This window comes from Haloarcula mannanilytica (assembly GCF_005406125.1).
Lineage (GTDB): Archaea > Halobacteriota > Halobacteria > Halobacteriales > Haloarculaceae > Haloarcula > Haloarcula mannanilytica.
On sequence record NZ_BIXZ01000009.1, the window covers coordinates 79,462 to 105,106 of the forward strand.

Here is a 25,645-nt window from a genome sequence, read left to right on the forward strand (position 1 = left end):
GTTAGACCACCTCGAAGAAGCTCATCCAGCCGAGTTCGGCGAACTCAGACTGGTGGGCGTGGAACATGTACAGGCCCGGCTCATGATCGGAGTAGTCAATCTCGATGATGCCGCGCTGCGCCTGGCATTGCATGATCGTGTCCACGGTCTTATTCGTCGGCGTCAGCGTCGTCCCGTGGTCGTAGTAGTCGAAGAACTGCGAATGCGTGTGGAACGAGTTGATGAGGTCGAACTCCGTTGCATTGGAGAGGTACACGCGCTGGCGTTGGTTCTTGTCGATCTGGATGGGGCGTTTCGTCTCGCCCGCCGTCCAGTTGCCCTCGCCGTCGGTGTCACCGACTCCGTAGCCGAACGCTCGTGTGTTCGCCGCGTAGACCTCGTTACCGCCGTCGAAGTTGGTGTCGAACGAGTTCATCACCATCACCATCTCGTTGACGGCGTCGTTTTCAGCGTACTCGTGATTCCGGCTCTTCGCCTCTTCGACGAGCTGCTCTCGGAAGTCATCGGTAATCGGGCCCGGGTAGTTGACGTACTCGCGTGGATTCTCCCTGACGCGTTCGGGGTCCGGATCGACGATGATCGTGCCGTAGAGTCCGCGGTGGATGTGCTCTTTCAACGGGAGTGAGTGGCAGTGATAGAAGTGCGTGCCGGCGGGTTGGGCGATCCACTCGTAGGTGAATGACTCGCCCGTATCGAGGACGCCAGGCCCATTCTGGGGGATCCCGTCCATTCTCGGGTTGAGGTTCTTCAGGTGTGGATGGATCGTGTGTGCGTGTCGTCCCAGATTCGTGAACTTCACGCGAATCAGGTCGCCCTCGACGGCGCGGATCGTCGGCCCCGGTACTTGGCCGTTGTACGCCCATGCCTGGAACTCAACGCCCGGCGCGATTGCTATCGTGGTGTCGACGGCGGTGAACTCGAACTCCCGCACGGTTCGGCCATCCTCTTCGTAGACCTGTTGGGGAACGTTATCTTGCCCGCTGTCTCCGGTATTGAATGCAGTGAGGAACTCGTGGGGGTCGAAATCCAAATCCCGGTATTCGCCCACCGCACCGAAGTTACCATGTTCAGCCTCATCGTCGTGATCGGAGGCGGCACTTGCCCGAGAACTCCCGAGTCCGACGGCTGCACTCCCGGCAACACCGAGACCGCCGAGCACCGTGCGGCGGCTGACGCTCGTCTCACCGGTGAGTGATTCGACCAGCCGCTCTTCAAGTCGTTCTGTGACGTCTGCTGCGCTACTGTAATCTATCGATGGCATGATCTCCTCCGCTGGTCAAGCCTCTTGATGCCCATAGGAGTCTCTTGAGCTATCCAACGTATATATTTGACTCATCTAAACTTTGATTGAGTCTAAACTAATCGCTGGCGGACGAGGTTCCGACTCGGTTAGCTTGTATCCTCAGACAGAGATTGAGCGGATATAGAGCGGGCAACTTTCTCGGGAAGTGCAACTGGTTCGTCGCCACCGTCGAGATCGAGTGTCACCATTCCAAATGAGGTGACCTCAACGATTTCCACTTCAGTTCCCGGGTGAATCCCGTGTTCGGACAGATATCGGAGTAGATCAGCGTCTTCGTCTGGCACGCGTTCGATTCGAACGCTGTCGCCCACTTGATGATCGGCCAGTGTTTCACCGCATTTCGGTGCAGAAATATCCAGCTCCGCGGTGGGAATCGGGTCGCCATGTGGGTCAACTGCGGGATCCCCTAACTGCTCTGCTATCCGGTCGGCGAATTGATTGCTGATGTGGTGTTCGAGGCGATCTGCTTCGTCGTGCACCTCAGCCCAATCGTACTCGAGGTGATCCGTCAGATATCGTTCTAAAAGCCGGTGGTGGCGAATGATTTCGAGAGCGATAGGAATGCCGGTGTCTGTGAGTTCAACCCCCTTGTAGGGCTCATGATGTACCAAATCACGCTCGGCCAATTTTTTCATCATACTGGTGACGGACGGCTGTTCTACACCCATATGCTCAGCGAGCGTCGAGGTCCGCACCCGTTCATCCGTTTCGTCCTGGAGGTAATAGATCGCTTTGAGATAGTCCTCCATGATGGCGCTCAGCATTAGAACGAAATTAGACGAGACTAAGTTTATAGTTTTCTGCGTGTCGGCTTGTAGAGTCACCAGCTGTGGGTGCAATTCTGATGTCCGTGAGTCCGGTTATCGCCACGGTCAACACTGGCATCGATTTTTCGGAGCTTCTTGGTGTGTTTCCAACTGACACCCAGAATGGCAAAACCGAGAGTTCGAACCTTTATAATATAGACAATAGAAGTCCGCGTTGGAATGTCTGACCTAATCGTCAAAGCAGCCGTGAAGGATGCACTCTCGGACCACAACGTCTCGGCAGATTTCTACGACGCCCTCAACGAAGAGGTCGCCGAACTACTCGAGGACGCCGCAGAGCGTGCCGAGGCCAACGACCGGAAGACGGTCCAGCCCCGCGATCTGTAGGCCTGCGTAACGCAGCCAACCCCGTCACTCGAACGTAGCTTTTTGATGTTCCTGTTCAGAAGTTAGGAAACGGAGATGGCGGACGCACCGGATACCGAACGGCAGGCGGTCGAACCCGATGCAAAAGAGGTTCTCAGCGTGTCACAGCTGAACGACCGGATTGCGTCGGTCGTCCAGAACGCGCCTGCCCTCAACGGCGTCCGCTGTATCGGCGAGATCACCGACCTCCACCAGAACAGTACGGCGCTTTACTTCACGCTCACCGACGGCGACGCCGAGCTCCCCTGTATGATCTGGGCGAACCGCTACCGGGAGATGAAGGCCGACCTCGAGGACGGCACCGAGGTCATCCTCGAGGGTGATATCGACTACTGGGTCGAAGGTGGGAAAATCGACCTCAAACCGTGGGAGGTGATCGTCGTCGGCGACGGCGATCAAGCAGCTGCCGTCGAGCGACTACGAAGCGAACTCGAAGAGCGTGGCTGGTTCGACGACGAGCAGAAACAGCGCCCGCCGGCGTTCCCAGAGCGGGTTGGGGTCGTAACCTCCCTCCGTGGCGATGCCCGTTATGACATCCAGAACGCGATCCACGAACAGGACCCTACCGTCGACATCCTAGTGAAGGACGCCACCGTCCAAGGGTCGGAGGCGCCCACGTCCATCGCGAACGGCATCCACCATCTGGACCGCTCCGAGGAGGTCGACTCGATCATCGTCGGCCGGGGTGGTGGGAGCGATTCGAACCTCCAGGCGTTCAACACCGAGCGGGTCGCAGAGGCTATCTTCACCACGAACACCCCGACCGTCACGGCGATCGGGCATACTGACGACCGGGTAATCGCAGAACAGGTGGCGGATGTCGCAACGATCACGCCGACGGCCGCCGGCGAGTATATCGCGAATTCGCGTGAGGAGTTCCTCGCGAGCGAGGTCAAGCCGCTGGCACAGCAACTCGACGCCGTGTACGAAACCTTCCAGCAAGAGCATGAACATGAACGGGAGCTTGCCGAAGCAGTCGACGAGGCGGCCGCACCCGAGGGCCTCTCGCCGGTCTACTACAAGGCCGCAATCGCTGTGCTGTTGTTGCTGTTGTTGGCCATCACTGGGCTTTGGTTGGGGATGATCTAAGCGTGGCAAACGACAAAGAGATCCACGACCGGCTGACCCGTGTCGAAGAAATCATTGAGCAGCTCGATGCGGACGAGTGTGACCTCGATGAAGGGACAAGGCTCCACGAGGAAGGTCAGGAGCTCTTGGCCGAAGTGAGGCAAATTCTCGACAACGGGCGTGGAGAGGTCGTAGAACTCGAGTAGAGCGCCATTCTAATCTTAACCAACAGTCAACGGAATCTAACCTATTGTTGGTTAACGGTACCTTTGCGAGGTGAACGAACTCTCCGGTTATAATTTACTTTAGATTTTTGCGCCAGTTGGTGGCCAGAAAGCATATACCGATCTTCTAGCTATCGCACCACCATGGACCGGGGTTCAACCGGTGCATACCCACCCCGCACATATGATCACACGGGCAGTCACCATCGAAGACATCGATGATCTGTACCTGACGTGGAACAGCCATATCAACGGGTCCGCCCTCTATCGCCGCGCCCTCCGAGATGAGATGGAGCTTCGCGACGTCGACCCCGACGAGCTTCGAGATCTCTTCGAACGGGCCCGCGAACAGGGCTACACGAAAGACGAGATCGTCGACGAGACCAACCGCTACGCTGATCTGAAAGCACTCGTCGACGACGCAGAGGAGTAACCCGCTATGTCACAGGACAATACGCCCTCCGAGACGGCTTCGAATCGCCCCGACAGCCAGTCCACGGCATCGAGTAGGCTTCCCAGGCAAGCTATGTTTATCGTCGTCGCCCTGAGCCTGTTCGCTGTGGAACCCGCCGCCGCACAGACGAATGCCGTCTGTAGTGCGGACAACCTTCCCAGCATGATCGAGGGCTTCTTCCAGCTTACCACGGCGCTGGGCATTGTCGGCCTCGCAGTCGTGTGGCAGGCCGACTCCCTTATCGAGATGTTCACGATCACGCCCGACCAAAAGAAGGGCCTCAAGCGCCACAAGCGCTCCGCGATGAAGTCCGCGGTCGTCCTCGTCGCCCTCGGGCCACTCTACACCGTCGCTGGGTCGATGATGAACCTCCCGCTGGCGCAGTGCGTCGACCTCGCCCCCTGGTAGGTGACTACCACCCCCGTCGCGAGCCCCCATGAAACAACGAGAGCTCTCCGTGCTAATGGCCGCCCTGTTCGTGACGAGCCTAGTCACGGGTCTCGTTACTGCAAGCCCGCCACGGCCAGGCACGGAGGGGAATGGGCTCACTGAGAATGAATCAGCGACGCTGTGGTCTCGCGACGCGGACAACTACATCAGCCAGGAGGAGTATCAGCAGCGGTACGGCGAGAGCCGGACCGCGATGCACCAACTCGCAAACGGGACGGACATCACGTTCAAGCGCCCGCCGGCGACCGCGGCAACGTGGACCCGGAACGACTTCGAGGACCTCAACGCCGGTGGGGCAGAGACGTCCGTGCATCCACCACACGCTGACCTCAAGGACGGCGTCTTCATCGAAGATGCCCACGCCACGATCTTCGCGGTCCAGCCCTCCACACGCGGGCATCTCGAGTCCAGAGAGACCGCACTCTACATCGCGCCGAACGGGACGCTGCGGGGCTTCGTCGACTATCGCGTTCGGGTTCCGAACGGGAGTTCCTCCGAGAACACGACCATCGAGTGGTCGCTCACGAGCAACGAGGTCGAGGAGGTTCGATTGAAGAAGAATGGCGAAACCATCGTCGAGCGTGACGGCTCGCACACGCCGGCCCTCGACTACCAGATCGAGGATGACTGGAGTGCAAACCTCACGCTTGAAGCCGAGATCAGCGTCCGGTTGAAGAAGACCACGCGAATCGACCGAGGCGACGAGACCGATGTCGAGGTCACGTATCGTACCGAGTCGCTCAACGTCTCGGACTCGATCGCCGTCGAGATCTACGACCTCTCGGCGTACCCCTACTACGCCGAGTATCCCAATGGTGACGCCGGTGTGGCTATCTTCCAGTCCAGACCGTGGCAGGGGTACACGCTCACGGAGAATGGAAGCGCACGAGTCCGTGGCGTCTGGCGGTTCTACACCGCGCGGAACACCAACTGGGACACGCTCGTTCGGTCGAATCGGACCGACAGCGCCACCGTCGAGTCTGACGCGATTCCGGTCTATGTTCACGCGTATCCGTCGCGAATCGGCCCCCGTGCCGAACCAGTTCGCGATGGCCCAGAGATCATCGACACCTGGGGTACTGACCGACCGTCTCCGGACGGCACTCTCGGTGAGAACATCAACATCGACATCGTCAACCAGTCGTACACGACGACGTACGGTGTTGCGGTTCGCGCGGAGAACGTCGACCGCGACGCGCTCCAAGTAGCGGGGATCGTGCGGGGTGTGAACGCCTCGATTGTGGCACCTGACGCTGGCTCCGAGCGGCAGCTCCGGCGCAGTAATCTGACAGTCGAGGTTCTCCAGCAGAACGAAAGCCAGGCCACACTCCGCATCGAACTCCGTGACAACGAAACCGGCGCACCAATCGTGCTCAGCGATCCTGACCGACGATATCCAATCGGTGGAAGCACTCGCAACGGCTACATCACCGTCGCGGAGCAGCGTGTCCAGACCAACGCCTCCGGGGTGGCGATTGTGACGATCGACGAGCCGGGTATCTACACGGCTCGGTACCACCCAGGCTCGTGGCTCGGGCACAACCCCGCATATGTGAGTGCGACGGCTACTGCTCGGTGGCATCCGCTCGGCACCATCGACGGTTGGTTCGCGTTTATTTTCGAGGTCGGCTGGCAGCTCATCCCGTTTATTGTGATGTTCTACGCAGGCAAGCGGCTCCTCCGAATGCTCGGTCCAGAAGACATCTTCCAACGGAACCCATAGTCCATGACTAGAAACCACCCACACATCAGTCGGCGAACCGCCCTCCGAACAGTCGCCAGCGCTGCGCTCGCAGGCGTCGCTGGTTGTCTGAACGACAATGGCGGTTCTGGGACGCCTAGTGACGGAACGACTTCTCCAGATGGCAAAGGCCCACTTACGCGAGTCGCTGTCGAGGGGACTACACTCGTCGTCGAACTCTCCGAAGAGGCCGACGTCGACCAAGTCAACCTCATCCAACCGAACGGCGAGCTATTCGGGAAGCGTGACGTAGCCGCAGGTGCTCAGCAGGTCTCATTCGAGATTGGTACCGCGTATGCGTCTGGTGAGTACCGCGTACTCGCGTTGAAAGGCGAGGAGACAGTAGTTGAGACCACGACTGAACTCCGTCCAGAGATTCAGATACAGGATGTTGGACTCTATCGAAATAATCCAGATAAGCCGTGGGACGAAGTCTATGGCGAGAGCGAGACGGACCGGATCAAGAATGGCGAGGCATTCGTCACGGTAGAGAACACAGGGAGTGGTCCAGAAGCGATAACTGAACTGATCTTCTCCGGGGACGTTCCCAATCCAATTGAGAACCCCAGAGGCAGTGGAATGCACGAAACCGACCAGGTAGTAGTCTCCCCTGGCGAGACGGCCGACCTGTTCAGTAATTCGTTCCCGTTCGGTTCAGAGAGTGAGGACGGAATGGGGTGTTCCCCAGATGGTAACAGCGGCCAGTTCACGGTTATCGTCGAGACCCGAGTCAGTGGCAATCGAGTCACGAGTACCTATGATGTCCAGTACACCGGGTCTGACGAGATGACTGACTGTGAGGTCACGATCACGGAGACCTGACGATGGTTGATCTCATTGACGTCGTCCTTGAGGGCATCAAGGGCGTCGTTGAGTGGTTCATCGGGCTGTTCATGGACGGTCTCAGGTCGGGGTATGAGACTCTGACTGAGGGAATGTTCGGAACCCCGACCCCAGAGACGAACGGAGCCTTTGTCTTCGGTGAACCGACCAATGCACCCTGGCCAGCGATTCACGATGCTCTCATCGGCGGCGAAATCATGCTGATTGCCCTGTTGCTCCTTGTAATGAGTGTTCAGGGCCGTCACACGGTTCGGATCTTCAATATTGGAAGTGCCTACGAAGCCCGAAAAACGAAGAAGACGGCCTGGGTCGGTGCTTTTCTAATCATTACGTGGTATTGGGTTGGAACTCTCGCACTCTACCTCGTCGACGGGTTCACCATTGCACTAATGCCGGAGCTTTCCTCGGTAGCCTCGGCAATGCTTCAGTTCTTGGGAGCAGCCATCACAAACCCTGGACTGGGGCTATTGTTCGCCGTGATTGGTGGAATCTCAATGTGGGCTCTGGAGGCGCTGTTCTACATCCGGATGATCCTGCTCTATGTCTACCTGTACGGAATGCCGATCGCTATTGCACTGGCCTACGGAAACATTCCGGTCGTATCCGATATCGCAATGGGGTTCTGCAAACGGTTTGTCCCGTTGGCTGTCCTCCCGCTCCCGGCAGCGATGGTCCTCAAGGGGTACGACTTGATCTACGGCGGTGGGACGCTCACGCCAGGAACAGCGTTCCTCAAATATCTCGTCGCGGCGTCCCTCCCACTGGTCGCTCTCTACATCACGTGGAAGACGTTCAAATACGCGACTCCGCTGACGGCCAAAGTCGTCGGCGGTGCGACCAAAGGCGCAGCACTCGTTGGCGGTGTCGCCGCTGGAGCCTACGTCGGTGGCGCCGGCGTCGCGACGACTGCCGCTCGGTGGGGGCCGAAGGCCGCCGCTGGCCACGCCGTCGCGCAAAAAGCGGCTGCCCGCGGTGGACATGGAGGAAACGATGGCGGCACGCCGTCGTACCGTCGAACAGAGAATGATCCTGGTGGAGCGACAGCGGAATCGGCGAGTGATGACAGCGGGATGGAGTTTGATCGAGGAATCCACTAACAATGTCAGCAGATCAAGACGCGGCAGCACGGCGCATCATGGATCAGTTCGGCGAGGAGAGCCGCATCCCGTATCTCAATATCGAGGAAGGGGACGTCGGCATGCTCATCGCCTTCCCCATTATTGGGCTGTTTATCGCGGGCCTCACCGGGATCGAATCACTGGCCCTCCCGTTCGTTGCTGGCGGGCTTGGCTTTGGCGTCGCCGTCATCTACGTCTCACCAACCCATCTGAACGCCTGGACGTGGACAAAAGACGTCTATCGGTACCTCAAACGGCCTCAGGTCACGTTCAGTGCGCCCGCCGACGCCGACACCAGTACCAACGAGTCAGAGCGCAACGAGGGCGGACTCGCGAACTACACGCCGTTCAAGCCGGACGAGCGAACGCAGGACCTCACGAACATCAAGCGGGCGTGGCCGGGCGCTGGTGCCATCCAGCGTGAAGACGGCGCGATGGAGGCGTTCATCGAGATCGATCCAGCCAACATGGACTTCGCGATGTCCGACGACTGGGCGCAGCTGCAAGACGCTGGCGAAGAGTTCGCCAACAAAGAACTGGACTCGAAGCTCAAACTCCACGCCACAACCCGTTCCTTCCCAGTCGAGCAGATCACCGAGACCATCGAAGATCGACTCACTGACGAAGACGTCACAGAGAACCCGATCTTCAAAGAACTCCTCGAGGAGTACCGGGAGACACGGCCGAAGGAGATGCGTGACCGGGGCATCCAGCAGGTTCGGTACTACATCGGCGTTGAAGTCAGCCCGATAGAGGTCTACGACCGCTTCCGCGACGAGGGGACTCCCGCCGAGAAGCTGACCCAGTTCCCGGTCATCGGCTTCCTGTTCAACCCGTTCGTCACCCGCCGCGAGGACCTCACCGACGTCGAACGCCGTGCCAAGATGTTCGAGAAACTCGACAGCCGCGTCAACGACGTGCGCGCCGAGTTCATCCAGCAAGCGTCGGGGTGGTCCGCACGCCGGCTCAGCACGGTCGAGCTGTTCGTCCTGAATATGGACTTCTGGAACGGCCGCGAACACGACTACGACGAGGCGGAGCGTGTCGTTCGCGACCAATCGATCATCGGCCACTCGCGCCGGGAGGACCCACACGATGCGTAACGTGATCCTCCAGACTGGTGGTGGCGCGCTTGGCTCCGTCGCCGGGTGGCTCCAGAATCTGACGCCAGCAGAGAGTGCAGTACTTGCCCTTGCAATGGGTCTCGTCCTTGGCGTCGGCAGTAAGTACCTCTGGGACCGCTCCACTGCGGATGATCAACCAGACGTGGACTTCACCGATGTCCTCGACGAGGAGACACTCGAAGAAGGTGAGGCTGAACGCCAGCTCCTCGACGACATCTCCGAGTCACACAAGACGGTGACCGCGCCGGCAGCGATCGAGTGGGAGACGCGAGCCGCACGGGTCGGCGAGCAGTGGACGACGACGCTATATATCGCGAACTATGCCGACTATCCCAACGACGGGTATCTGAGCGACCTCTTCGAGATGACCGACGTCCAGTTCGATCTGACGGCCCATATCACGCCGAAGAATCAGGAGCGGGCCCGGAACGAACTGCAGGACATCGCGGACGACCTCCAGGTCGATGCTGACCTCGAACAGAGTATCCGGAGTGCCTACCTGCAGGAACGCGCCAACGAAGCCGCAGCGACGTACAAGGCCGTCGAGAACGGCGCGAACGTCTTCGATCAGGGGATGTTCATCACCGTGCGGGCCGACGAGAAAGACGAGCTCAGAGATGCCGTCCAGACGGTCAAGAGTGCGCTCCGGGACGACCCGGCGAACCTCACGCCGAAGACCGCCATCTGCCGGCAGGACCTCGCCCTCCAGTCCGCCGCGCCCATCGGCGACAACGAGTTCGGCCGGACATCGATCGCGCTCGGTGGCGCCGTCGGCGCGTTACTGTCCTCGCCGCACAACGCGACGATCCTCGAGGAGGGCGGCGTCGAGTTCGGCATTCACAAAGACAACCAGAGCCCCGTCGTCATCGACCCATTCTCCCGAGATAACGGCTACGCGATGTTCACGGTCGGCGACACGGGCTCCGGGAAGTCGTTCAGCTCCAAGCAGAACTTCATCCGCTCTATCGAGCAGAGCAAGGACCGCATCGGCATCATCCTCGAACCGCTCAACAACTGGGCAGGCGTCTCCGAAGCACTCGACGCCAAGCGGATCACTGTCGGCGGGACACTCGGACTCAATCCGCTGGAGATCCGGGAGACCCCGGAGCACGTCCAGCGGGCGATGGGTGAGGACGCGAGTCCGTTCAACGAGAAGCTCGACGACGCGATGAGCTTCCTCACGAACTTCTTCGCCCTCCGTGGTATCTCACTGGGAGACCGCCGCACCACGCTCGAACTCGCCCTCAAACGTGCCTATAAGCGCAAGGGCATCACCGACGACATCTCGACACACGACAACCCGAGCCCGACCATCCGAGACATGATGGACGTCTTCGAGGACATGGTCGACGACCCTGAGGAGTTCGTCGTTCGTTCCGACGAGGAGGCCGGGAAGATTCGCGAGGACGCGACGTGGCTTCTGGACCAGCTTCGCCCCTTCGAAGGGGAGGGTCGCCACGCCAACCTCGGTCAAGCGTCGGACTTTGACATCCGGGACGAGAAGGTCATCTACCTCGATCTGGCCCAGCAGGAGGGGAGCGTCGACAGCAGCACGGCGCTGACGATGCAGTTGCTCATTTCGCTAGTCTACGAGCGGGCGAAGGTCTCGGACAAGGAGGTCGTGTTCTACATCGACGAGGCGCGCTACATCATGCAGGACGCCGCGAGCCTGGCGTTCCTCGAAACGGTGTTCCGCCACCACCGCCACCACAATCTCTCGATTCGGCTGGTCACGCAGACCGTCGACGAGTTCTTCGAGCACGCCGAATCCGAGGCGATCCTCGACCAGTGTGCGGTCAAACAGTTCCATCGTCTCGATGGGATGGACGAGGAATGGGCCGATGAATTCGGGCTGAACTACGCGCAGATGCGGTTCGTCCAGGACGCTGTCCCCGGCAACGAAGACGCCGGCTTCTCCGAGGCTCTGGTGGGCGTCGACGGCGAGTGGCGCGGCATCCAGGTCAAAGCGATGCCCAAGGAGAAGCAAGTCATCGACTTCGAGCCAACCGAGCAACGGCGATCCTCACTCCCCGGGACTGGCGAGAATGCTGTGGACGCGGACGTGCAGGCGTTCCAGGACGATATTGAAAGCCGAGCGACCAACAACGGACAACTCCCACCTGAGCGGACGCCAACAGAGACTGATGGTGGCGCAACGGGAGGTGACGACGATGCGTGAGTTCCTCCGCGTGACGCCAACCTCCGAACGCCTCAATCCGGAGCGTCTACCGCAGGCACTGGAAAGTCTTCACAAACTGACCTCAGCGGACTCAGCAGGGCTAGTTGACAAACTCAATCCGCTACATAGCGACACACCGATACGATTCGAATTTCTCGCGCTGAGCGAGGGGGCAGACGACCCCGTCGAATTCTACTACGGTGCTGACGACCATCTGGATACCCTGGAGAAACGGCTCCGGTCGGTCTATCCCGAGACGTTCGACATCGAGCGTACCGAGGTCGACATCGCATCGCGACTCGTGCAGCCTGTCGAATTCGACCGAGAGACATTCGTCGAGCACTATGAGTCGGGCGAGCTAACGTACGAGTTCGGTCCTGACGAGCAATACGAACGTGGCACTGACGACAACGGTCAAGCGAGGCCAGCAGACGCCGAATCAGTCGCGGATGGAGGAGCAGATGCCGATCCGTCTGCCGACCACATCATCGAAGTTGGAGACACGGCCCTCGAACTCGCACCACCAGATGCGATTCCCGAGGATGAGCCACTCACGACGCTTGGCAAACCAACGGTAACATCGGAGGGGACGATACTCGCGCGGCCAGCGACCGAATCCGTCTCCCCACTCGGCGTGCGGTGGCAAGGGTCGGCAACTCGGAAGCAGGACTGGATGACCTCACTGTCGCCATTCACCGACGACGACGAAGCAGAACTTTCAGCCGTCGATCAGCCAGGGGGTGCGCTCGCGTCGCTCGTCGACCATCTGATGGAGGCGACAGCACCAGTGGCGTTCCAGGTCGTCTTCCAGCGACGCGCGAGCTGGCAGTCTGATGCCGATCTTCGCAAGGAGGACGTCATCGACGGGCGGGACACACTCGCCCAGGAGATTATTGGCTCCCTCTTCGAACTCGACGATCAGTCGGAGAGCCGGGATAGAAACCAGCTTAGCGACGCGGTTGCAAAACGCATCGAGGCAATCGAGGCGAAAAATCCGAAGCGGTCGTTCACCGCGAACATCCGAGCCATCGGGATTCCAGCCGGTGACGAGGGTCGCGATGATCTCGATGAGCGGATGCAATCACTTGTCCCGGTATTCGACCCGCTTGACGGGCCGTACTACGAGGTTACGGCCGAACGGTTGCGCGACAGCGGCTTTCGGGCAGCCACGAAAGAACGAAACGCCCGAGCGGCGCTTCAGCGGCTCTTGGATCGTGAGATCATGACCGGCCGTGGGAAGACCCGACCGGAGTTCGTCGTGAGTGGCCGAGAACTCGCGAACTTCGTACTCGTACCCTCCTCGGAACAGCTTACTGTCGAGGGGACACGTGGGACGCGTGCGGAACAGCAGAGTCGGAATCCGTTGCCCCGTCCCCACCAGGACCTCATGAGTGAGTTCCGAGACGGGATGGCAATCGGGTACGCCCTCAAAGACACCGGCGAGGCCGAAGACGTGCCGACACACATTCCACCCGGACTGCTGCCCACTCATTACGGCCGGTTCGGAACAACCGGCTCTGGGAAGTCGAAAGCCCTCATCAACGATATGCTGTCGCTGTACGACAACACAGAGGGGCCGACGATCCTCATCATCCCGAAGAACGACGACATGGCCCAGAATTATATGCGGGCTCACGCGCGTCGGTTCGGAATGACCGACCTCGAAGAGAACGTCGTCCACTTCCCGATTCCGGACGTACTCCCTGGGTTCTCGTTTTTCGACCTCGAACCGTCGATGGAGAGCGGACGACGGCGCGAAGACGCCGTCCAGCGGAAGGCCGACCACTACGAAGAGATTTTGAAGCTCGTGATGGGGACCGACCGCTACGAGCGGGCAACTGTGGCCCCGACTCTCATCAAGACGCTCATCAAGACACTGTTCGACGAGGAATACGGGCGTGAGAACGGGCTGTACCGAGCGTCGACAGACTACTTTGCCCACCGACAGCTCGAACACGCCGTCGACCAGCTCTGGGAGGCCGGGCCACCGAACGAGAACATCGGCGACGCCCCGCGATCGAGCGACGAGGAAGTCACTCGGACGATTCGACGGCAGCTCCAGTTAGATTCGAATACTTTCGCGAACGTGATGGGCGGTGTCGGAAACCGTCTTGCGTACATTTCACAGGATACGCACCTGCGTCAGATCTTCAATAATACCGAGAACCAGTTCGACTTCCGGGATCTCCTCGACGAGGATACGGTCATCCTCTTCGACCTCGGCGACCTCCGCGACGACGCTGCCCGGATTATGACCGGTGTGATCCTGACCAATCTCGATGCAGCCCTCAAAGATCGCAAACAGGCGCTCTCCGAGCACCCGGACGACTACGTCGTGAACTTGCTCGTCGACGAGGCCGCGTCGGTCGTGGTCTCCGACATCATGAACGATCTGCTTGAGAAAGGGCGGGGATTCCGGCTCTCTGTCGGCCTGTCGATGCAGTTCCCCGAACAGATGGAGGCCGAAGGCGGGCGGAAAATCTACCTGAACGCCCTGAACAACATCGGCAGTTCGCTCATCGGGAAAATCAACGTCGACCGAGAACTGGCCAGAGCGATGGCCCACGAGGAGATGGATCCCGCGGATTTCGCCAATCGGATTCGTTCGTTGCCGCGCGGAGAGTGGATCGCCAGCCTGCCGAGCCCGACGTTCGGTGAAACGGGGCCATATCCGTTCAGTCTCGAACCACTCCCGATCCCACCGGGCCACCCAGAGAGCAAGTCTCCCCTCACAGCGCGTGAAGAAGAGCAGTTCACTGAGACGCTCTCCTCGATGCACGAACACATCAGTGACAGACACGGTGTGCCGGCTGAGCCAGACACCTCAACAACGAGAACACCTGCCGACGTACACGAGGTCCTCGATATCGCGAGCGATGACCTGGACGGTGCGATTGCGAAGGTGGTTCGGAGTCTCCAACTTCGAGCGGGATGCCGTGAGGAGAACGGCTGGGTGGCTGTCGAAGCAGTTGACGACGAACTCAGACGACTCTTCGACGACGTCGACGCCGAACCGCCATCGTATGATGCACTCGCGGATATTCGAGAACGATCACGATACCTCGATACGACCGTCGATATCGACGCCGACGAGCTCCGCATCCGGCTCACTGAAGCCGGAGAGGATGTCTCGACACCCGATACTGGTAGCGTGCAGGCCGCTGGTGGGAGTGTCCACGACGCAGCACTCCGCCAGATCGAAGAAGAGCTCACCGCACTCGGCTTCACTGTCTCGATCCTCGCACAGGATGGCAGCGAGAAACCTGACGCGAGGGCGAGTCACCCCGACGTTGCCGACCGATTCGCCATCGAAGTCGAAACGACGACACCCGAGAATCCCGCAAAGGTGCTCACGAATCTCCGGAAAGCCCAAGAAGCAGGGGATATCCCGCTGTTTGTCGTTCGCCCAGGAAACGACGAAACTGAGTGGGCCGAGCGTGTCGACGGCATTCTCACACCACCCGTCCGTACCCTCCAGAATGGTGAGACGCGGTTCTACACGACTGACTCGAATCTCACGTTCAACGGTGGAGCGACCGAAGAAGGTGGAGTGACGGCCGTGCGACCGGCGACCGACGACGAGAACGGGACCCAGAACATCTGGCAGCGTGATGGCGACGAGATCGTCCTTCGTGATACCAGCGGGACGGAACACATCCGCCTCCCGTCGCTTGGAACACTCTCGAAAGATCGTGTTCCAGCCATCTACAGCTACGACCACGCTGCCGACGAGTACGTCGTATACGAGCACGGTGAGCAACACATCTACGAGACGAAATCGGCGTTCGAGGACGACTGGGTACGTGTCAAGAAGCCATTCGTCCCCGAAGCCGACCTCCCCGTACCAGACTACACACGTTCGACGTACGGCATCCTTATCCTTCACGATGAGGCGAAATCGGTCGTGTATGAAGACGGTGAGAAGCGGCCACTCTCGGCAATCACTGACGGGGCACTCCGTCCCGCATCGCCTGAATCAGCGGCCGCTGACGAACCACCCAGTCAGACCGACCAGGCCGATGAGAAAGTCGAGGAAGACCAATCGCCACCGTCGTTCGAAGCGTTTGTCGACGAATATCTCGTCGAAGACGCGGATGAAGCCGTGCCGAAAGACGATGTATTCGGTCTCTACAACGACTGGGCAGAGGCACACGGCATCGACGATCCGCTGAATAAGAGTTGGTTCACCCGGAAGCTCAACACCCACATCAAGGTGGACTCCACGAAGAAGCGAATCGACGGGGAACCCGTCCCGCATTACACTGGTGTCCGCATCCGGTCTGAAGAGGACTTTCAGCCATGAAATGGACGTACACGGTCCAATTCCCGATATCATCGGGACTTCTTGAGACCTGTTCCACCCAAGCTGAATCATGACCTCATCCAATCAAACTCGAATGTCGGAAATCACCCGACTGCGGCATGTTCCACCCAAATCTTCAATGGGTGGAACAGCTACGAAACGGCCGAAATGGGTGGAACACGCTCACGTCCAGCGATTTTTAACCTGCTATAGCGGGTGTTCCACCCAACAACCAACTAGGATAGAACGGGGGGTCCCCGTTGGGACCAAGGGATTGGATCGCGACGTACAGCAGAGAGCGTTCTGTGCTGGCTCAGAGCCAGTGAGAGCCATGCGAGGTGCTACGTGAGGATGAGTGACCCTATCGTCAACGAGCCGGAGGCGATTCCGGAGACGTTACGCGAACGCGACCAGTGGGTGTGCTGGCGGGAAGAGAACCGAGACGGTAAACCGACGAAGATTCCGGTGACGCCGGGGGCTGGGGGGTTCGCGTCAGCAACAGCGTCGGAGACCTGGGCGAGTTTCGAGGCAGCACTCGACTACACCGAGACGGAGCACGCCGATGGCATTGGGTTCGTGTTTACTAACGACGATCCCATCGTCGGCGTCGATCTAGACGACTGCCGCGATCCCGAGACAGACGACGTCGACGACGCAGCGTTGGACATCATCAAGCGACTCGACTCCTATACGGAGGTGTCGCCGTCCGGTACCGGCTATCACGTCCTGATCACCGGCACACTCCCCGACGGGCGGAACCGTCGCGGGAGCGTCGAACTGTACGACACGGCACGTTTTTTCACCGTCACTGGCGATCACGTCGAGCGGACACCCACTCGCGTTGCACGCCGGCAGGACGCACTCACAGCGATTCACCGCGAGTACGTCCAAGACATCGAGCGTGACACAGCATCCGAGTCCGAGCAGCGTGGTGACGCTGCCGCCCGGTCACCGATGACCGGTGTAGCCGACGTCGACGTCGACCTCGAAGACGAGGACCTCCTCGAGAAAGCGCGAAACGCATCGAACGGCGAGAAATTCGAGCGGCTCTGGAACGGGAATACGGTCGGCTACGACAGCCAGTCCGAGGCCGACATGGCGTTGTGCTGTTTGCTGGCGTTCTGGACCGGTGGTGACCGGACCCAAATGGAGCAGCTGTTCCGCCAGTCGGGATTGATGCGGGAGAAGTGGGACGAGGTCCACTACGCTGACGGGTCGACGTACGGCGAGAAGACCATCGAGCGAGCGATTGCGACCACGTCGGAGTTCTACGACCCGGACGCCGGCGGCGATACCGAAGATCCCCACGGCACACCTGACAGGGTCGCAACTGGCGGGACGCCTGACGAGGTAGACCGGAGTCGTGCGTATCTGGCGGAGAAAAACCGCTTGTTGAGCGAGCGCGTCGACGAACTCGAGGCAACACTCGAACAGAAGACTGAGCGGATCGAGGCCCTCGAAACAGAGATCGAGCGCCTCACCGACGAACTCGCAACCCGTGATCAGGAGACTACGCAATCCCACAAGGAAGACTCCAGTACTGCGATCGAGACCGGTGATGACTCAGAGCCAGCCTCCATGTTGCGTCGATTCTTCGGTGGTCGGTCTGAGTAGCAGCGGGGACTGAAACGTCAGGACAATCATCCCTGTCTGAGGAAACTACTTCCAGAGCCCTGGTTCCGTGAACGGAGGCGGATTACCCAATGGGCTCGTTATATCGTGCTCCATCCCCCACCCACCGCCCCCGACGCCCGGTGACGATGACTCCTGCCGGTCGATCATCGTGATATCCTGCGACTCGGTCTCGACGAGGCCGAAGAGTGGATCGCAGAACTATGTACGAGTAGACAATTCCTCCGCAGTAGCGTTTATCGCGCCGACCAAGGGTGACGGCGCTCAGCGCGATGGGCACCACCACGAGAGCCGCCGTGGTGTCCAGTCTGGTGTCAGCTGAGTGCAGTCACAGGTGAATCCATGTCTACGTTCAGTAACTCCGAGGCAGCCAGTGCATCGCCGTCAGAAAATCACACGAGTCCATCGAGAGATACGGAGGATACAGATTCGCAGCCATCGTGGTCAGACGATGCAAGCAGCGAGGATGGAACGCCAACGCTCCGAATGAACCAATGTCCGGAGTGCGGAGCCCGTCGCTTCGTCTCAAAACTTCTCGTGTACGAGGTTACAGGCTACGACGAGGGCGGCAAGCAAGAGTTTCGCCGCCAGCACGTCCGGGCAGAGTTCGAATACACCTGCAGCGAGTGCCAGACGACACTCCGGACGCTTCCCGCAGATCGCCGTGACTACTACGACGAAGTCGCGGTCCTCGAAACGGAACGGCGGGCAGCCCTCCGTGATCAACTCCGCCAGCTGGGGCGGCGGTTCTGGCGGCGTCTCGCAGCGCGGACAACGTGGCTGGCACTCGCACTCGTTACACTCGTGACCGGGCTCGTGATCGCACTCTAACAGCCCGAAGGAAGAGAGCTTCCTCGCTATCGACTCTTGCAATCCACCGGAATACGTAGGGTGCCATCGGCGGTGGAGAGCTAGCCCATCAGCAGCAGGAAAGGTACGGGTTCGGCGTACGTGCTCAGGAAGAGCAGGGCCCAAACGGCCGGGCGAACTAACTGTCCGTGATCGTCGTTCGCGCCCGCAAAGGGGCGAGGCGCGCTCGAAGCGCGTCCAGAGCGTGAGTTTTCATGACTGGACCTGATATCCTCGACGACACGACGGACGACTACGAACGACTCGAAACCGAACTCGTTGCCCAGGACCGGGATGCGGCCCGGGTCTCGACGGCGGACGTCGACGAGCGGAGTGCCCGCCGTCTCGTTGATGAACTCATTGAGGACGATGTGGTGACGCCAATCCCTGACCACCGCATTCTCGTCCACGAGCCCAGTAGCAAGCCCTTCGACTCGATCACCCAACTCGCCGTGTTCCATCGCGGCTGGCAGGCCGCCACCGACGCCGACGCGGAGGACGACTGATGCAACAGACGCTTTCCGGGTGTGCGTTCTGCGATTCACCGCCTGGGTCAGAGATGGGCGAGGCGCATACGTGGGGGAAAGACGAACGGGTGACACACCCAATCTGTGTCGACTGTGCCGTCCAAGAGCGGCCGGATCCCGAGGAGCGCGACCACCACACCTGCGACGGGTGTGGGCTCGTCGTCGACGCCCTCGCAGCGCTCACGCGCTTCCGTGTAGAACTCGGCCATCTCGAGGGGCCGCTGCAATTTTGCGAGCGATGTAGTCCCGGCGGACTTGCAACGTACTGGACGCGCGACCTCGAGGAGCATCTTGTCCAAGAGGTCAGCAAATAAAGAGGAGAGCGATGTCCGTACGTCACCCCCCGGAACAAGGGCTGAGCCCGTCATTTAAATATTTGTAGCACGATGGTACTACCATGAAATACGCGAGTGTCAGCGTCAAGTTCCCGGTCGAACTCGACACCGAAATCGAGCGATTCCTCGATGAAACGGGGATCTACACGAATAAGAGCGAGTTCATCAAGGAGGCATGTCGGTCCCATCTCCGAGAACTCAATGACGACACGGCGATCGCCGCGCTTCGGCTAGAGCAACTGCTGGCGCAGGCCGAACAGAGCCGCCAGTCCGATAGCGATATCGACGCAGAGCTCTCGGCACTCGGGGAGAAAGTCGATGCGGACGACCTCGAACAGGCCGTCGAAGAGGCACGAAAGGAGACATCCGAGCAGGTGTACGGGTCTGACGCGTGAAGATCCTCGATACGAATTTGTGGGTCTTCGGGACACTGCGAACCAACGAGCAGGCCGCTGAATTGCTTGCTGAAATCGACCGCGGTGAGACAACGTCTGCTATCAACGCGTACATGGTCCAAGAAGCGCTGGCCGCATTCGACCGGACACAGAGTCTCTCTGCGGCGGACCGTGATACCGTCAAAACGAGGTTTCTGACGCGACTGACGCGAATGACAGGGCTCATCGAGGCGCCGTCGAGTCGTGATGTGAGCGACGCACTCCTGCGAGAGCAGCGATCAGCTCCGACCGTGCAGACGCTCGCTCGCGTCTGTGAGATCCAGCCGAAGGACGTTCCAATCCTCGTGCTAGCGTTTGAGCACCGTGACCGCGACCCGACGATTCTCACAAACGACAAATCCTTCGCCGAGCTGGAGCCAGCAGCGCACTCACTCCCTGAAATCACCATCGAACACGTTTCCTGAAGGCGCCCAATCTCGCTACGGCAGCGCCTCTTCGACGACCATGTGATTGTTTGACTCGGACGCCATATATTGAAAGCGACGGCGGTATTCGGTATCGATATGGAGTGCCCTACGTGTGGCGGCCCTGTCACGATGGAAGTGGGGCCAGACCATCCACTCTCAGCATCAGTGGCGGATGCACTGCTTGCTGCTGACAAAGACGAGCAGTTCGTCGTCGCCCGAAATTGCTGGGCGTGTGGATGGAGTGAGGAGCGGTCGGTGTCCATCGACTCGATCGAGACAACCGAGGGAGACACCCACGCTGTCGAGCGAGCCGCGCTTCTCGACGACATTATGAGCGAGGCGACGGCGATTGACGACCTCACGACGCTCAAAGACGCCCTCGCTGAGGTTCGCCGTCAGCGTCGTCTCACGACTGATGGGGCCGACTTAACTGACAACGTCGACAGTGGATAGGTACTACCCATGACCGAGACCGACGCGCTCTACGAGGTTCGAGAACAGACGGGGAATCCAGCCTACGCGTCGGTCGACGACGTGATCACACTTGTCCTTGAGCGAGCACGGGACCCGCGTGAGAACCACCACAACGCACACTTCGACGAGGCGATGGCTGCTGTCGTTGATCGATATGGTGCAGAGGCGGTCAGAACTGTCATCCATCGTGTGCTCGTTGAGCACTATCCGTTTCGGACAGCCACGGTCAACCTCGATATGCGCAATTTCGATGGTGTTCGGATCGGCACGACGGCTGTCTGGACCCTTCGGGAGTTGAACGCGCAGGGAGACGACTGAGACGCGTCTCGTGAAAGCCCTCGGCCGCTCGGCATCCCGCGCCCCACGCTGCGCTCCTCGTTCCTCCGGTGCTAGCGGGGTCGGGGGACGACCGAGGCGGCCTCGCCCTTTCTGAGTCCGCCAGGATGTCGGCTGTGTCACTAACCGTCGGTCCCGGTTGACCAGTGGTTCTCTCCGGCTCGCCCCCCGCGCCGCGTTCCGCCCTCCGCGTCGCTCGCGACCGACCATTCCGGGCGTGCGGGCGCTCTCCGCACCGCCCGCGCCCGTTCCGGGCTAAAATGGATGTGCCCTCGGCGCCAGCGGGTATCCCCGTCGGTTGCGCCCCTTGCGGGCTTTCGCGTTCCAGGGCTTGGTGCCGCCTGCGCTGTCGCGCGCCACACCACGGCGCGCGTTCTCGGCGACAGTCGCCCTGGACACGGACCCGCACATCGGGCCGGACACGAGCGGGCATATCCCGCTGGCCGCTCGCTCCGGGCGGGTCGGCGCGCGGTGCTGGATGGTCGTCCGCCTCGGGCGCGCTCTCGCTCGCGCCCACAGGGCGCTCGCGAAGGCGCGAGCGAGAGCGCGCAGACGAGTCTGTCGGTCGTTGTCGTCGAGGAAATCCGCGATGTTGTAGCATCGCGGTGTCGGGCGCGTGAGCGCCTTCAGGTCTACGTGAGACCAATGTCAAGTAACAACGCCACCAGTAATGTAGTTTCGGTCGATGAACAGGCTTTCGAGAAACACGAAGAAACGCAGGTCGACGAGGACGGATTCGAGGTCGTCGACGAGACGCCGGAGTTCCGGGCGACGGTCGACATGGAAGTGCAGGCAAAAGTCGATTCCAACCACCCAGATGCGCGGGTCGAAGAAGGCCCGGATCACCTGTACGGGAAGACCCTCGAACAGGAAGAGCGCATCGAGGCACGGGAGGCCGAGTTGGAGCACATCAGTGCCCAGGCGGAACTCAGTGAGCAGGAGGGACGCGCGAAGCGGACGCGGGAGGTCGTCGTCGAGCAGTGTGGCCGAGACAAGCCCGAACCGGTGGAGCGCACAGATCCCCGAGAGAAGCTGACGCAGGAGGAACTCGCGGCGGTCAACGAGCAAGCAATGCGGATCAGCGACGAAGTGCAGGGTGGCTGGTCGAGAGCAGTTGTCGCGAAGCAGCTGGCCGAGAAGGTGCAGCGCGGCCAGGACGTGACGAAGGCGGTGCTGGAGACGTTGGAGGAGCAGAAGGCGGTCCCCGGTGCAATCGTGCCCATCGCGGATGTGCCGGACATCCCGGTCGGTGAGGTGACGGTCCAGGGTGAAATCACTGAGCTCTGGACTCCAAGTGACAACTCAATTCAACAAGTCGGGCTCATCGAAGACGAGAGCGGGCGAACGAAATTCACGGTCTGGGAGAAGAGCGGGAAAACGGTGGTTCGAGAGGGGCAGACGGTCAGATTCAGAGCGGTCAAGAAGAACTGGTACCAAGGTCGGTGCAGTCTCGCCATCACGGGCTGGAGCAGGATCGAGTTCCCGGAGCGCGGTCGGTGGTGGGAAGAATAGCCAGTTAGCGCAGCCTTCTTTTTTGCTGTGTGCCGGACCGACCCAGACCCCGCCACCCCACCCTCCGCTCCCGGCCTCCCGCTGGTCGGCCGGCAGCCACGACCGGGCTCCCACGCTTGAGAGGAGCGCAGTGAGACGGCTGTCCAGGGTTGAGAGAGAGGGGGTTTGTGTGTACCCAGAGGGGCAGGGGGGGACACAGACAACGTGCCCTGAGCAACGATGTCCAAGGAACATACTTTCACAGCCCGCGAACGGCTTCGCATTCACCTCCGCGAAGCTCACCGGACGACCGGCTCACCGATCGTCGAAGTACAGTTAGCCGCCGCACTGGACGCCTGGAAAGACCTACCGCCGATGCACCTGCAGGAGGGGATCTCGGTCAGAGACTACGCAGGACACCTAACACCACCAGACACTGAATGGGCTCGACGGGTCGGGACACAGGAGATGCACAACGTCTCCGAACGCGCCCATAACGGTCCCGAGCGTTCCGGTGAGGACCAAGAGGGCAAGCAAGACCAAAAACGGCCACAGTTCGTCGGCCATCTCAGTCTCGAAGGTGGGAGTCTTCGACCCGGACCAGTTGGAGGGACGGGAACGGTGCGAAGGGAATTTTCTCCTCAACGAGGTCTTCGAGTGGGATTGCAGCTTCCCGGTCGCCCCATCTCGGGATGTGCTGTTCGAGCACATCGAGTGGAGTAACTACGATGATCTCGTCGTCATCCGGGTACTTCGGAGTCTTGTCGGCCAGCGTGTCCCCGTCCTCAAACTCCCACTCGTCGAGTTCGAGTCCAGGAATGTTTATGACGACCAAGGCGATCGGTTCGTCGGCCTCAGTATCGTGGACGATATCGCCGTAGATGAAATCCGGGTCTTCCTCCTCATCGTCCAGTTCAAGTTCCAAGGCCATATCGAGTGACCGTTGGAGTGGTTCCTCGCGTCCCGGAGGCTGCCATTGTTCTTCGTCGGTACGTCCGTCAGGTGGTCCGCCGCCTTTGCGTGGCATTAGTTGGTCACCATGAATTCGTCAAGAGCAGTTTGCGAGCTGTGCAGGGCCTCGATCCTCCAGTTGATGGTCTCGGTCAACCGCTCGGCATCGTGTTCCCCGTTCGGTTGCCTGCTCTCGTCCAAGATCGACGTCTTCCCGGAGAAGGCAACAACCTCGTCTGGGGCGTGGAGGAGATGTTCGTGTGAGACCCGACCGTTGAGGTAAATCCGATCCGGGCCGAGTGTTTCGACCAGGGCCTCTAGGTCATCCCAGAGGTTGAACTTCGAGTTGTACTCGGTCCCGTCAAACGCACACGACTTCGTGCCGAAGACCTCGAGCAGCTCCCGGCAGTGCTCGTAGTGCCACGGTTCCCACCCCACGATGATGGGATAGAGTTCGACGTCGAGTTCGGCATCCTCAACCATACGGTAGAGCGCCTTCTGCCCCTCGACCGATCGCTCAATCTCGCTCAGGAGTTCGCGACGGTCCATATCGTCGCTGTCCATGACCCAGCGGTCGCCTGGGAAGTAGACGTCGACGATCCCGTCCAGTTCCTGTAGCCGCTCGAACTCGTCCTCAGGAGTACGACCGACCAGGAACTCGTTCTGCTCCATCGAGTTGATGATGAGCATCTGGTCGGGATGCATGAACGCCTCTCGTGGTTGGTTTACGAACCAAATCGACCGGCGGAACGGTGCTTGGAGGGCCGGGAACTCCTCGACGTTGTAGCCGAAGAGGCGTCTATCGGTGGAAGCTCCAGGTTTGGTCTTCGGTACGAACTCGTGCGGGAATCGGTCGCCGGGCATGTCGGATCTCTCAGGCGCGGTTGTGTCTCGGTGGCGCCTGTCGTGACACTACTCACCGCACAGGGATAAGTCTTGTTTGCTTTTATTCGCACAATATCTATTTCTTAGGCTTGCCAAAACACATACTGCCCAAAGGGATTATAATTCGTCCCACATTCGAAGCGTATAACGAAGGTCTTTAGCCTAAACCGCAGACAGAGGGAACTATGACCGAACGAGTCCATATTATCCCAGTTGGATTCGACTTCGAGCGTCTCATCTACCCAATTTCGCAGGGACAGATGGAGGCCGACCGAGTCGTGCTCATCACGCACGAAGGCGATCCAGACGATGAGGCAACGAGTAAGGCCGCGCAACTCGCATCGAATATGACTCGCCGATTGGAAGATTCGTTCAAACTGATTGACGTCGAGGTCCAGCGCGAATCCATCGAAATCGAGGGCATGTTTGACTATGAGACCCTCTATCCGATGGCGTACGACTACATCCTCGACGAACTGAAGGCTGATAACGAGGTTTTTGTCAACATCTCTTCGATGCCTCGCACGGTCGCCTTCGCCTTCGCTACTGCGGCCGACTCGATAATCGCCGAGTTCCAGGAGGATATGGATGAGATTCGAGACCGGCTCCACACCTACTACGTCTCGCCGGAGGAATATCTCGTGCACCGGATGATGGAGGTTCTGGAGAACGCCGCGGACACGCTCGATGATCTGAAGCAGTACGAGGATCTGACCGTGCACAGCCAGTACGAGGAGATCGTGCAGCTTCTCGACCGAATCAACGAAAGCGGTGTGACGGAGGGTGCCCGAGACCTCGACGGGCAGATGTACGTCGAGTTCCCGTCGTCGCCTGGCAGTGACGTTGAGGATTTCGAGAAAACCATTCTGAACTTCCTTTTTGGGAAGGATCCGATTGCGTCGACATCTGCGCTCGCCGAACAGCTGGCTGAAGAAGAGGGTGAGGAGTACGACGAGTCGTTCCGCAGCCGCGTCCAGTACAACGTCTCGAAACTCGACGAAAAGGGGTATGTGGACCGCGAGAAGGTCGGAAATAGTCTTGAAACGCAGCTCTCGACGATGGGGCGGATGTGGGTGGAAACTCACCGAGGATGAACTGGCTCCTCGCATAATGGACACTCCGCGTAGACCGCTCGGTGGTCGTCCTTCTCGTACTCGATGAGGAGCATACCTGCGGGTATCTCGGTGTCGCAAGCCGGACAGGTTCCGAGGATCGATTGTTCCGACGACATGGGGGATGGAGCGCTGGAGCGTGTGACACTGTATTCCAGGCTCCAAGTGTAATAACGGAGTATACGTTCAAA

The 25,645-nt window shown here is 59.9% G+C and carries 26 protein-coding genes; 21 read left to right on the forward strand and 5 right to left on the reverse strand.

The genetic code is table 11. The annotated features are described in order from the left end of the window. Position 1: 1 nt before the first annotated feature. Positions 2-1,261 carry a multicopper oxidase domain-containing protein gene (locus Harman_RS17930; RefSeq protein ID WP_137685111.1) on the reverse strand — a complete coding sequence of 420 codons (1,260 nt, stop codon included), beginning with the start codon at positions 1,259-1,261 and terminating at the stop codon, positions 2-4. A gap of 128 nt (positions 1,262-1,389) precedes the next feature. Next, the gene (locus Harman_RS17935; protein WP_137685112.1) at positions 1,390-2,067 is read right to left on the reverse strand and encodes a metal-dependent transcriptional regulator; all 678 of its coding nucleotides are present in this window, start codon (positions 2,065-2,067) and stop codon (positions 1,390-1,392) included. Between the two features lie 222 nt (positions 2,068-2,289). Between Harman_RS17935 and Harman_RS17940 the strand changes: the two genes are divergently transcribed. The 20 genes from Harman_RS17940 to Harman_RS18040 all read left to right on the forward strand — a co-directional run bounded on the left by Harman_RS17940 (position 2,290) and on the right by Harman_RS18040 (position 22,527). Then, positions 2,290-2,457 (forward strand): DUF1931 family protein, encoded by a 168-nt coding sequence (locus Harman_RS17940; protein ID WP_121538119.1) that lies wholly within the window; start codon positions 2,290-2,292, stop codon positions 2,455-2,457. Between the two features lie 75 nt (positions 2,458-2,532). Further along, the gene (gene xseA, locus Harman_RS17945; RefSeq protein WP_137685113.1) at positions 2,533-3,585 is read left to right on the forward strand and encodes an exodeoxyribonuclease VII large subunit; all 1,053 of its coding nucleotides are present in this window, start codon (positions 2,533-2,535) and stop codon (positions 3,583-3,585) included. 2 nt (positions 3,586-3,587) lie between these two features. After that, the gene (gene xseB / locus Harman_RS17950; RefSeq protein WP_092893802.1) at positions 3,588-3,770 is read left to right on the forward strand and encodes an exodeoxyribonuclease VII small subunit; all 183 of its coding nucleotides are present in this window, start codon (positions 3,588-3,590) and stop codon (positions 3,768-3,770) included. A 202-nt stretch (positions 3,771-3,972) separates the two neighbouring features. After that, a complete protein-coding gene (locus tag Harman_RS17955) occupies positions 3,973-4,221 on the forward strand; it encodes a hypothetical protein (protein WP_049987855.1) in 249 nt (82 codons plus the stop codon). A gap of 6 nt (positions 4,222-4,227) precedes the next feature. After that, positions 4,228-4,650: a hypothetical protein gene (locus Harman_RS17960; protein WP_137685114.1), complete on the forward strand. Its 423-nt coding sequence runs from the start codon at positions 4,228-4,230 to the stop codon at positions 4,648-4,650. A gap of 28 nt (positions 4,651-4,678) precedes the next feature. Continuing rightward, a complete protein-coding gene (locus Harman_RS17965; RefSeq protein WP_137685115.1) occupies positions 4,679-6,415 on the forward strand; it encodes a hypothetical protein in 1,737 nt (578 codons plus the stop codon). Positions 6,416-6,418: 3 nt separating this feature from the next. Beyond that, a complete protein-coding gene (locus Harman_RS17970; protein WP_137685116.1) occupies positions 6,419-7,255 on the forward strand; it encodes a hypothetical protein in 837 nt (278 codons plus the stop codon). A 2-nt stretch (positions 7,256-7,257) separates the two neighbouring features. After that, on the forward strand, positions 7,258-8,373 hold the full coding sequence (locus Harman_RS17975) for a hypothetical protein (RefSeq protein ID WP_137685117.1): 1,116 nt from the start codon (positions 7,258-7,260) through the stop codon (positions 8,371-8,373). A gap of 2 nt (positions 8,374-8,375) precedes the next feature. Beyond that, positions 8,376-9,497, forward strand: coding sequence for a hypothetical protein (locus Harman_RS17980; RefSeq protein WP_137685118.1), 1,122 nt, complete (start codon positions 8,376-8,378; stop codon positions 9,495-9,497). Continuing rightward, positions 9,490-11,697, forward strand: a complete 2,208-nt coding sequence (locus Harman_RS17985) for a VirB4 family type IV secretion system protein (RefSeq protein ID WP_137685119.1) — start codon at positions 9,490-9,492, stop codon at positions 11,695-11,697. The genes Harman_RS17980 and Harman_RS17985 overlap by 8 nt, the downstream gene beginning before the upstream one ends. Next, entirely contained in the window at positions 11,663-16,000 is a 4,338-nt protein-coding gene (locus tag Harman_RS17990) for a primase-like DNA-binding domain-containing protein (protein ID WP_200830975.1), read from the forward strand. Before Harman_RS17985 ends, Harman_RS17990 begins: the two co-directional genes overlap by 35 nt. A 351-nt stretch (positions 16,001-16,351) precedes the next feature. Then, a complete protein-coding gene (locus Harman_RS21655; RefSeq protein ID WP_200830977.1) occupies positions 16,352-17,614 on the forward strand; it encodes a phage NrS-1 polymerase family protein in 1,263 nt (420 codons plus the stop codon). 360 nt (positions 17,615-17,974) lie between these two features. Beyond that, the gene (locus Harman_RS18000) at positions 17,975-18,463 is read left to right on the forward strand and encodes a hypothetical protein (RefSeq protein WP_235007257.1); all 489 of its coding nucleotides are present in this window, start codon (positions 17,975-17,977) and stop codon (positions 18,461-18,463) included. Positions 18,464-18,696: 233 nt separating this feature from the next. Further along, positions 18,697-18,987, forward strand: a complete 291-nt coding sequence (locus tag Harman_RS18005; protein ID WP_137685120.1) for a hypothetical protein — start codon at positions 18,697-18,699, stop codon at positions 18,985-18,987. After that, positions 18,987-19,322 carry a DUF7558 family protein gene (locus Harman_RS18010; protein WP_137685121.1) on the forward strand — a complete coding sequence of 112 codons (336 nt, stop codon included), beginning with the start codon at positions 18,987-18,989 and terminating at the stop codon, positions 19,320-19,322. The genes Harman_RS18005 and Harman_RS18010 overlap by 1 nt, the downstream gene beginning before the upstream one ends. An 83-nt stretch (positions 19,323-19,405) precedes the next feature. Further along, complete coding sequence (locus Harman_RS18015; protein WP_137685122.1) at positions 19,406-19,738, forward strand: ribbon-helix-helix domain-containing protein; 333 nt, start codon at positions 19,406-19,408, stop codon at positions 19,736-19,738. After that, positions 19,735-20,202, forward strand: a complete 468-nt coding sequence (locus tag Harman_RS18020) for a hypothetical protein (RefSeq protein WP_137685123.1) — start codon at positions 19,735-19,737, stop codon at positions 20,200-20,202. The genes Harman_RS18015 and Harman_RS18020 overlap by 4 nt, the downstream gene beginning before the upstream one ends. 99 nt (positions 20,203-20,301) lie before the next feature. Continuing rightward, positions 20,302-20,658, forward strand: a complete 357-nt coding sequence (locus Harman_RS18025) for a hypothetical protein (protein WP_137685124.1) — start codon at positions 20,302-20,304, stop codon at positions 20,656-20,658. Positions 20,659-20,667: 9 nt separating this feature from the next. After that, a complete protein-coding gene (locus tag Harman_RS18030; RefSeq protein WP_137685125.1) occupies positions 20,668-20,997 on the forward strand; it encodes a hypothetical protein in 330 nt (109 codons plus the stop codon). Positions 20,998-21,660: 663 nt separating this feature from the next. After that, entirely contained in the window at positions 21,661-22,527 is an 867-nt protein-coding gene (locus Harman_RS18040) for a DNA-binding protein (RefSeq protein WP_137685126.1), read from the forward strand. A gap of 547 nt (positions 22,528-23,074) precedes the next feature. Here Harman_RS18040 and Harman_RS18045 read toward each other — a convergent pair. Continuing rightward, complete coding sequence (locus tag Harman_RS18045; RefSeq protein WP_137685139.1) at positions 23,075-23,437, reverse strand: hypothetical protein; 363 nt, start codon at positions 23,435-23,437, stop codon at positions 23,075-23,077. 95 nt (positions 23,438-23,532) lie between these two features. Further along, the gene (locus Harman_RS18050) at positions 23,533-24,321 is read right to left on the reverse strand and encodes a hypothetical protein (RefSeq protein WP_137685127.1); all 789 of its coding nucleotides are present in this window, start codon (positions 24,319-24,321) and stop codon (positions 23,533-23,535) included. Positions 24,322-24,527: 206 nt separating this feature from the next. Between Harman_RS18050 and Harman_RS18055 the strand changes: the two genes are divergently transcribed. Further along, a complete protein-coding gene (locus Harman_RS18055) occupies positions 24,528-25,436 on the forward strand; it encodes an HFX_2341 family transcriptional regulator domain-containing protein (protein WP_137685128.1) in 909 nt (302 codons plus the stop codon). Here the strand turns inward: Harman_RS18055 and Harman_RS22275 are convergent. Next, positions 25,424-25,573: a DUF7837 family putative zinc-binding protein gene (locus Harman_RS22275; protein ID WP_449271443.1), complete on the reverse strand. Its 150-nt coding sequence runs from the start codon at positions 25,571-25,573 to the stop codon at positions 25,424-25,426. The two genes, Harman_RS18055 and Harman_RS22275, sit on opposite strands and share 13 nt — an antisense overlap. Positions 25,574-25,645 lie beyond the last annotated feature (72 nt).

Coding starts and splice junctions, on each gene's coding strand:
- Harman_RS22275 (WP_449271443.1), bottom strand. CDS start 25,573: ATGTCGTCGGAACAATCGATCCTCGGAACCTGTCCGGCTTGCGACACC.
- Harman_RS21655 (WP_200830977.1), top strand. CDS start 16,352: ATGAGTGACCCTATCGTCAACGAGCCGGAGGCGATTCCGGAGACGTTA.
- Harman_RS17970 (WP_137685116.1), top strand. CDS start 6,419: ATGACTAGAAACCACCCACACATCAGTCGGCGAACCGCCCTCCGAACA.
- Harman_RS17935 (WP_137685112.1), bottom strand. CDS start 2,067: ATGCTGAGCGCCATCATGGAGGACTATCTCAAAGCGATCTATTACCTC.
- Harman_RS17930 (WP_137685111.1), bottom strand. CDS start 1,261: ATGCCATCGATAGATTACAGTAGCGCAGCAGACGTCACAGAACGACTT.
- Harman_RS18025 (WP_137685124.1), top strand. CDS start 20,302: ATGGAGTGCCCTACGTGTGGCGGCCCTGTCACGATGGAAGTGGGGCCA.
- Harman_RS17940 (WP_121538119.1), top strand. CDS start 2,290: ATGTCTGACCTAATCGTCAAAGCAGCCGTGAAGGATGCACTCTCGGAC.
- Harman_RS18045 (WP_137685139.1), bottom strand. CDS start 23,437: ATGGCCTTGGAACTTGAACTGGACGATGAGGAGGAAGACCCGGATTTC.
- Harman_RS18015 (WP_137685122.1), top strand. CDS start 19,406: ATGAAATACGCGAGTGTCAGCGTCAAGTTCCCGGTCGAACTCGACACC.
- Harman_RS17955 (WP_049987855.1), top strand. CDS start 3,973: ATGATCACACGGGCAGTCACCATCGAAGACATCGATGATCTGTACCTG.
- Harman_RS17980 (WP_137685118.1), top strand. CDS start 8,376: ATGTCAGCAGATCAAGACGCGGCAGCACGGCGCATCATGGATCAGTTC.
- Harman_RS18010 (WP_137685121.1), top strand. CDS start 18,987: ATGCAACAGACGCTTTCCGGGTGTGCGTTCTGCGATTCACCGCCTGGG.
- Harman_RS18005 (WP_137685120.1), top strand. CDS start 18,697: ATGACTGGACCTGATATCCTCGACGACACGACGGACGACTACGAACGA.
- Harman_RS17990 (WP_200830975.1), top strand. CDS start 11,663: ATGGTGGCGCAACGGGAGGTGACGACGATGCGTGAGTTCCTCCGCGTG.
- Harman_RS18030 (WP_137685125.1), top strand. CDS start 20,668: ATGACCGAGACCGACGCGCTCTACGAGGTTCGAGAACAGACGGGGAAT.
- Harman_RS18040 (WP_137685126.1), top strand. CDS start 21,661: ATGTCAAGTAACAACGCCACCAGTAATGTAGTTTCGGTCGATGAACAG.
- Harman_RS17965 (WP_137685115.1), top strand. CDS start 4,679: ATGAAACAACGAGAGCTCTCCGTGCTAATGGCCGCCCTGTTCGTGACG.
- Harman_RS18050 (WP_137685127.1), bottom strand. CDS start 24,321: ATGCCCGGCGACCGATTCCCGCACGAGTTCGTACCGAAGACCAAACCT.
- Harman_RS17985 (WP_137685119.1), top strand. CDS start 9,490: ATGCGTAACGTGATCCTCCAGACTGGTGGTGGCGCGCTTGGCTCCGTC.
- Harman_RS17975 (WP_137685117.1), top strand. CDS start 7,258: ATGGTTGATCTCATTGACGTCGTCCTTGAGGGCATCAAGGGCGTCGTT.
- Harman_RS18000 (WP_235007257.1), top strand. CDS start 17,975: ATGTCTACGTTCAGTAACTCCGAGGCAGCCAGTGCATCGCCGTCAGAA.
- Harman_RS17960 (WP_137685114.1), top strand. CDS start 4,228: ATGTCACAGGACAATACGCCCTCCGAGACGGCTTCGAATCGCCCCGAC.
- xseA (WP_137685113.1), top strand. CDS start 2,533: ATGGCGGACGCACCGGATACCGAACGGCAGGCGGTCGAACCCGATGCA.
- Harman_RS18055 (WP_137685128.1), top strand. CDS start 24,528: ATGACCGAACGAGTCCATATTATCCCAGTTGGATTCGACTTCGAGCGT.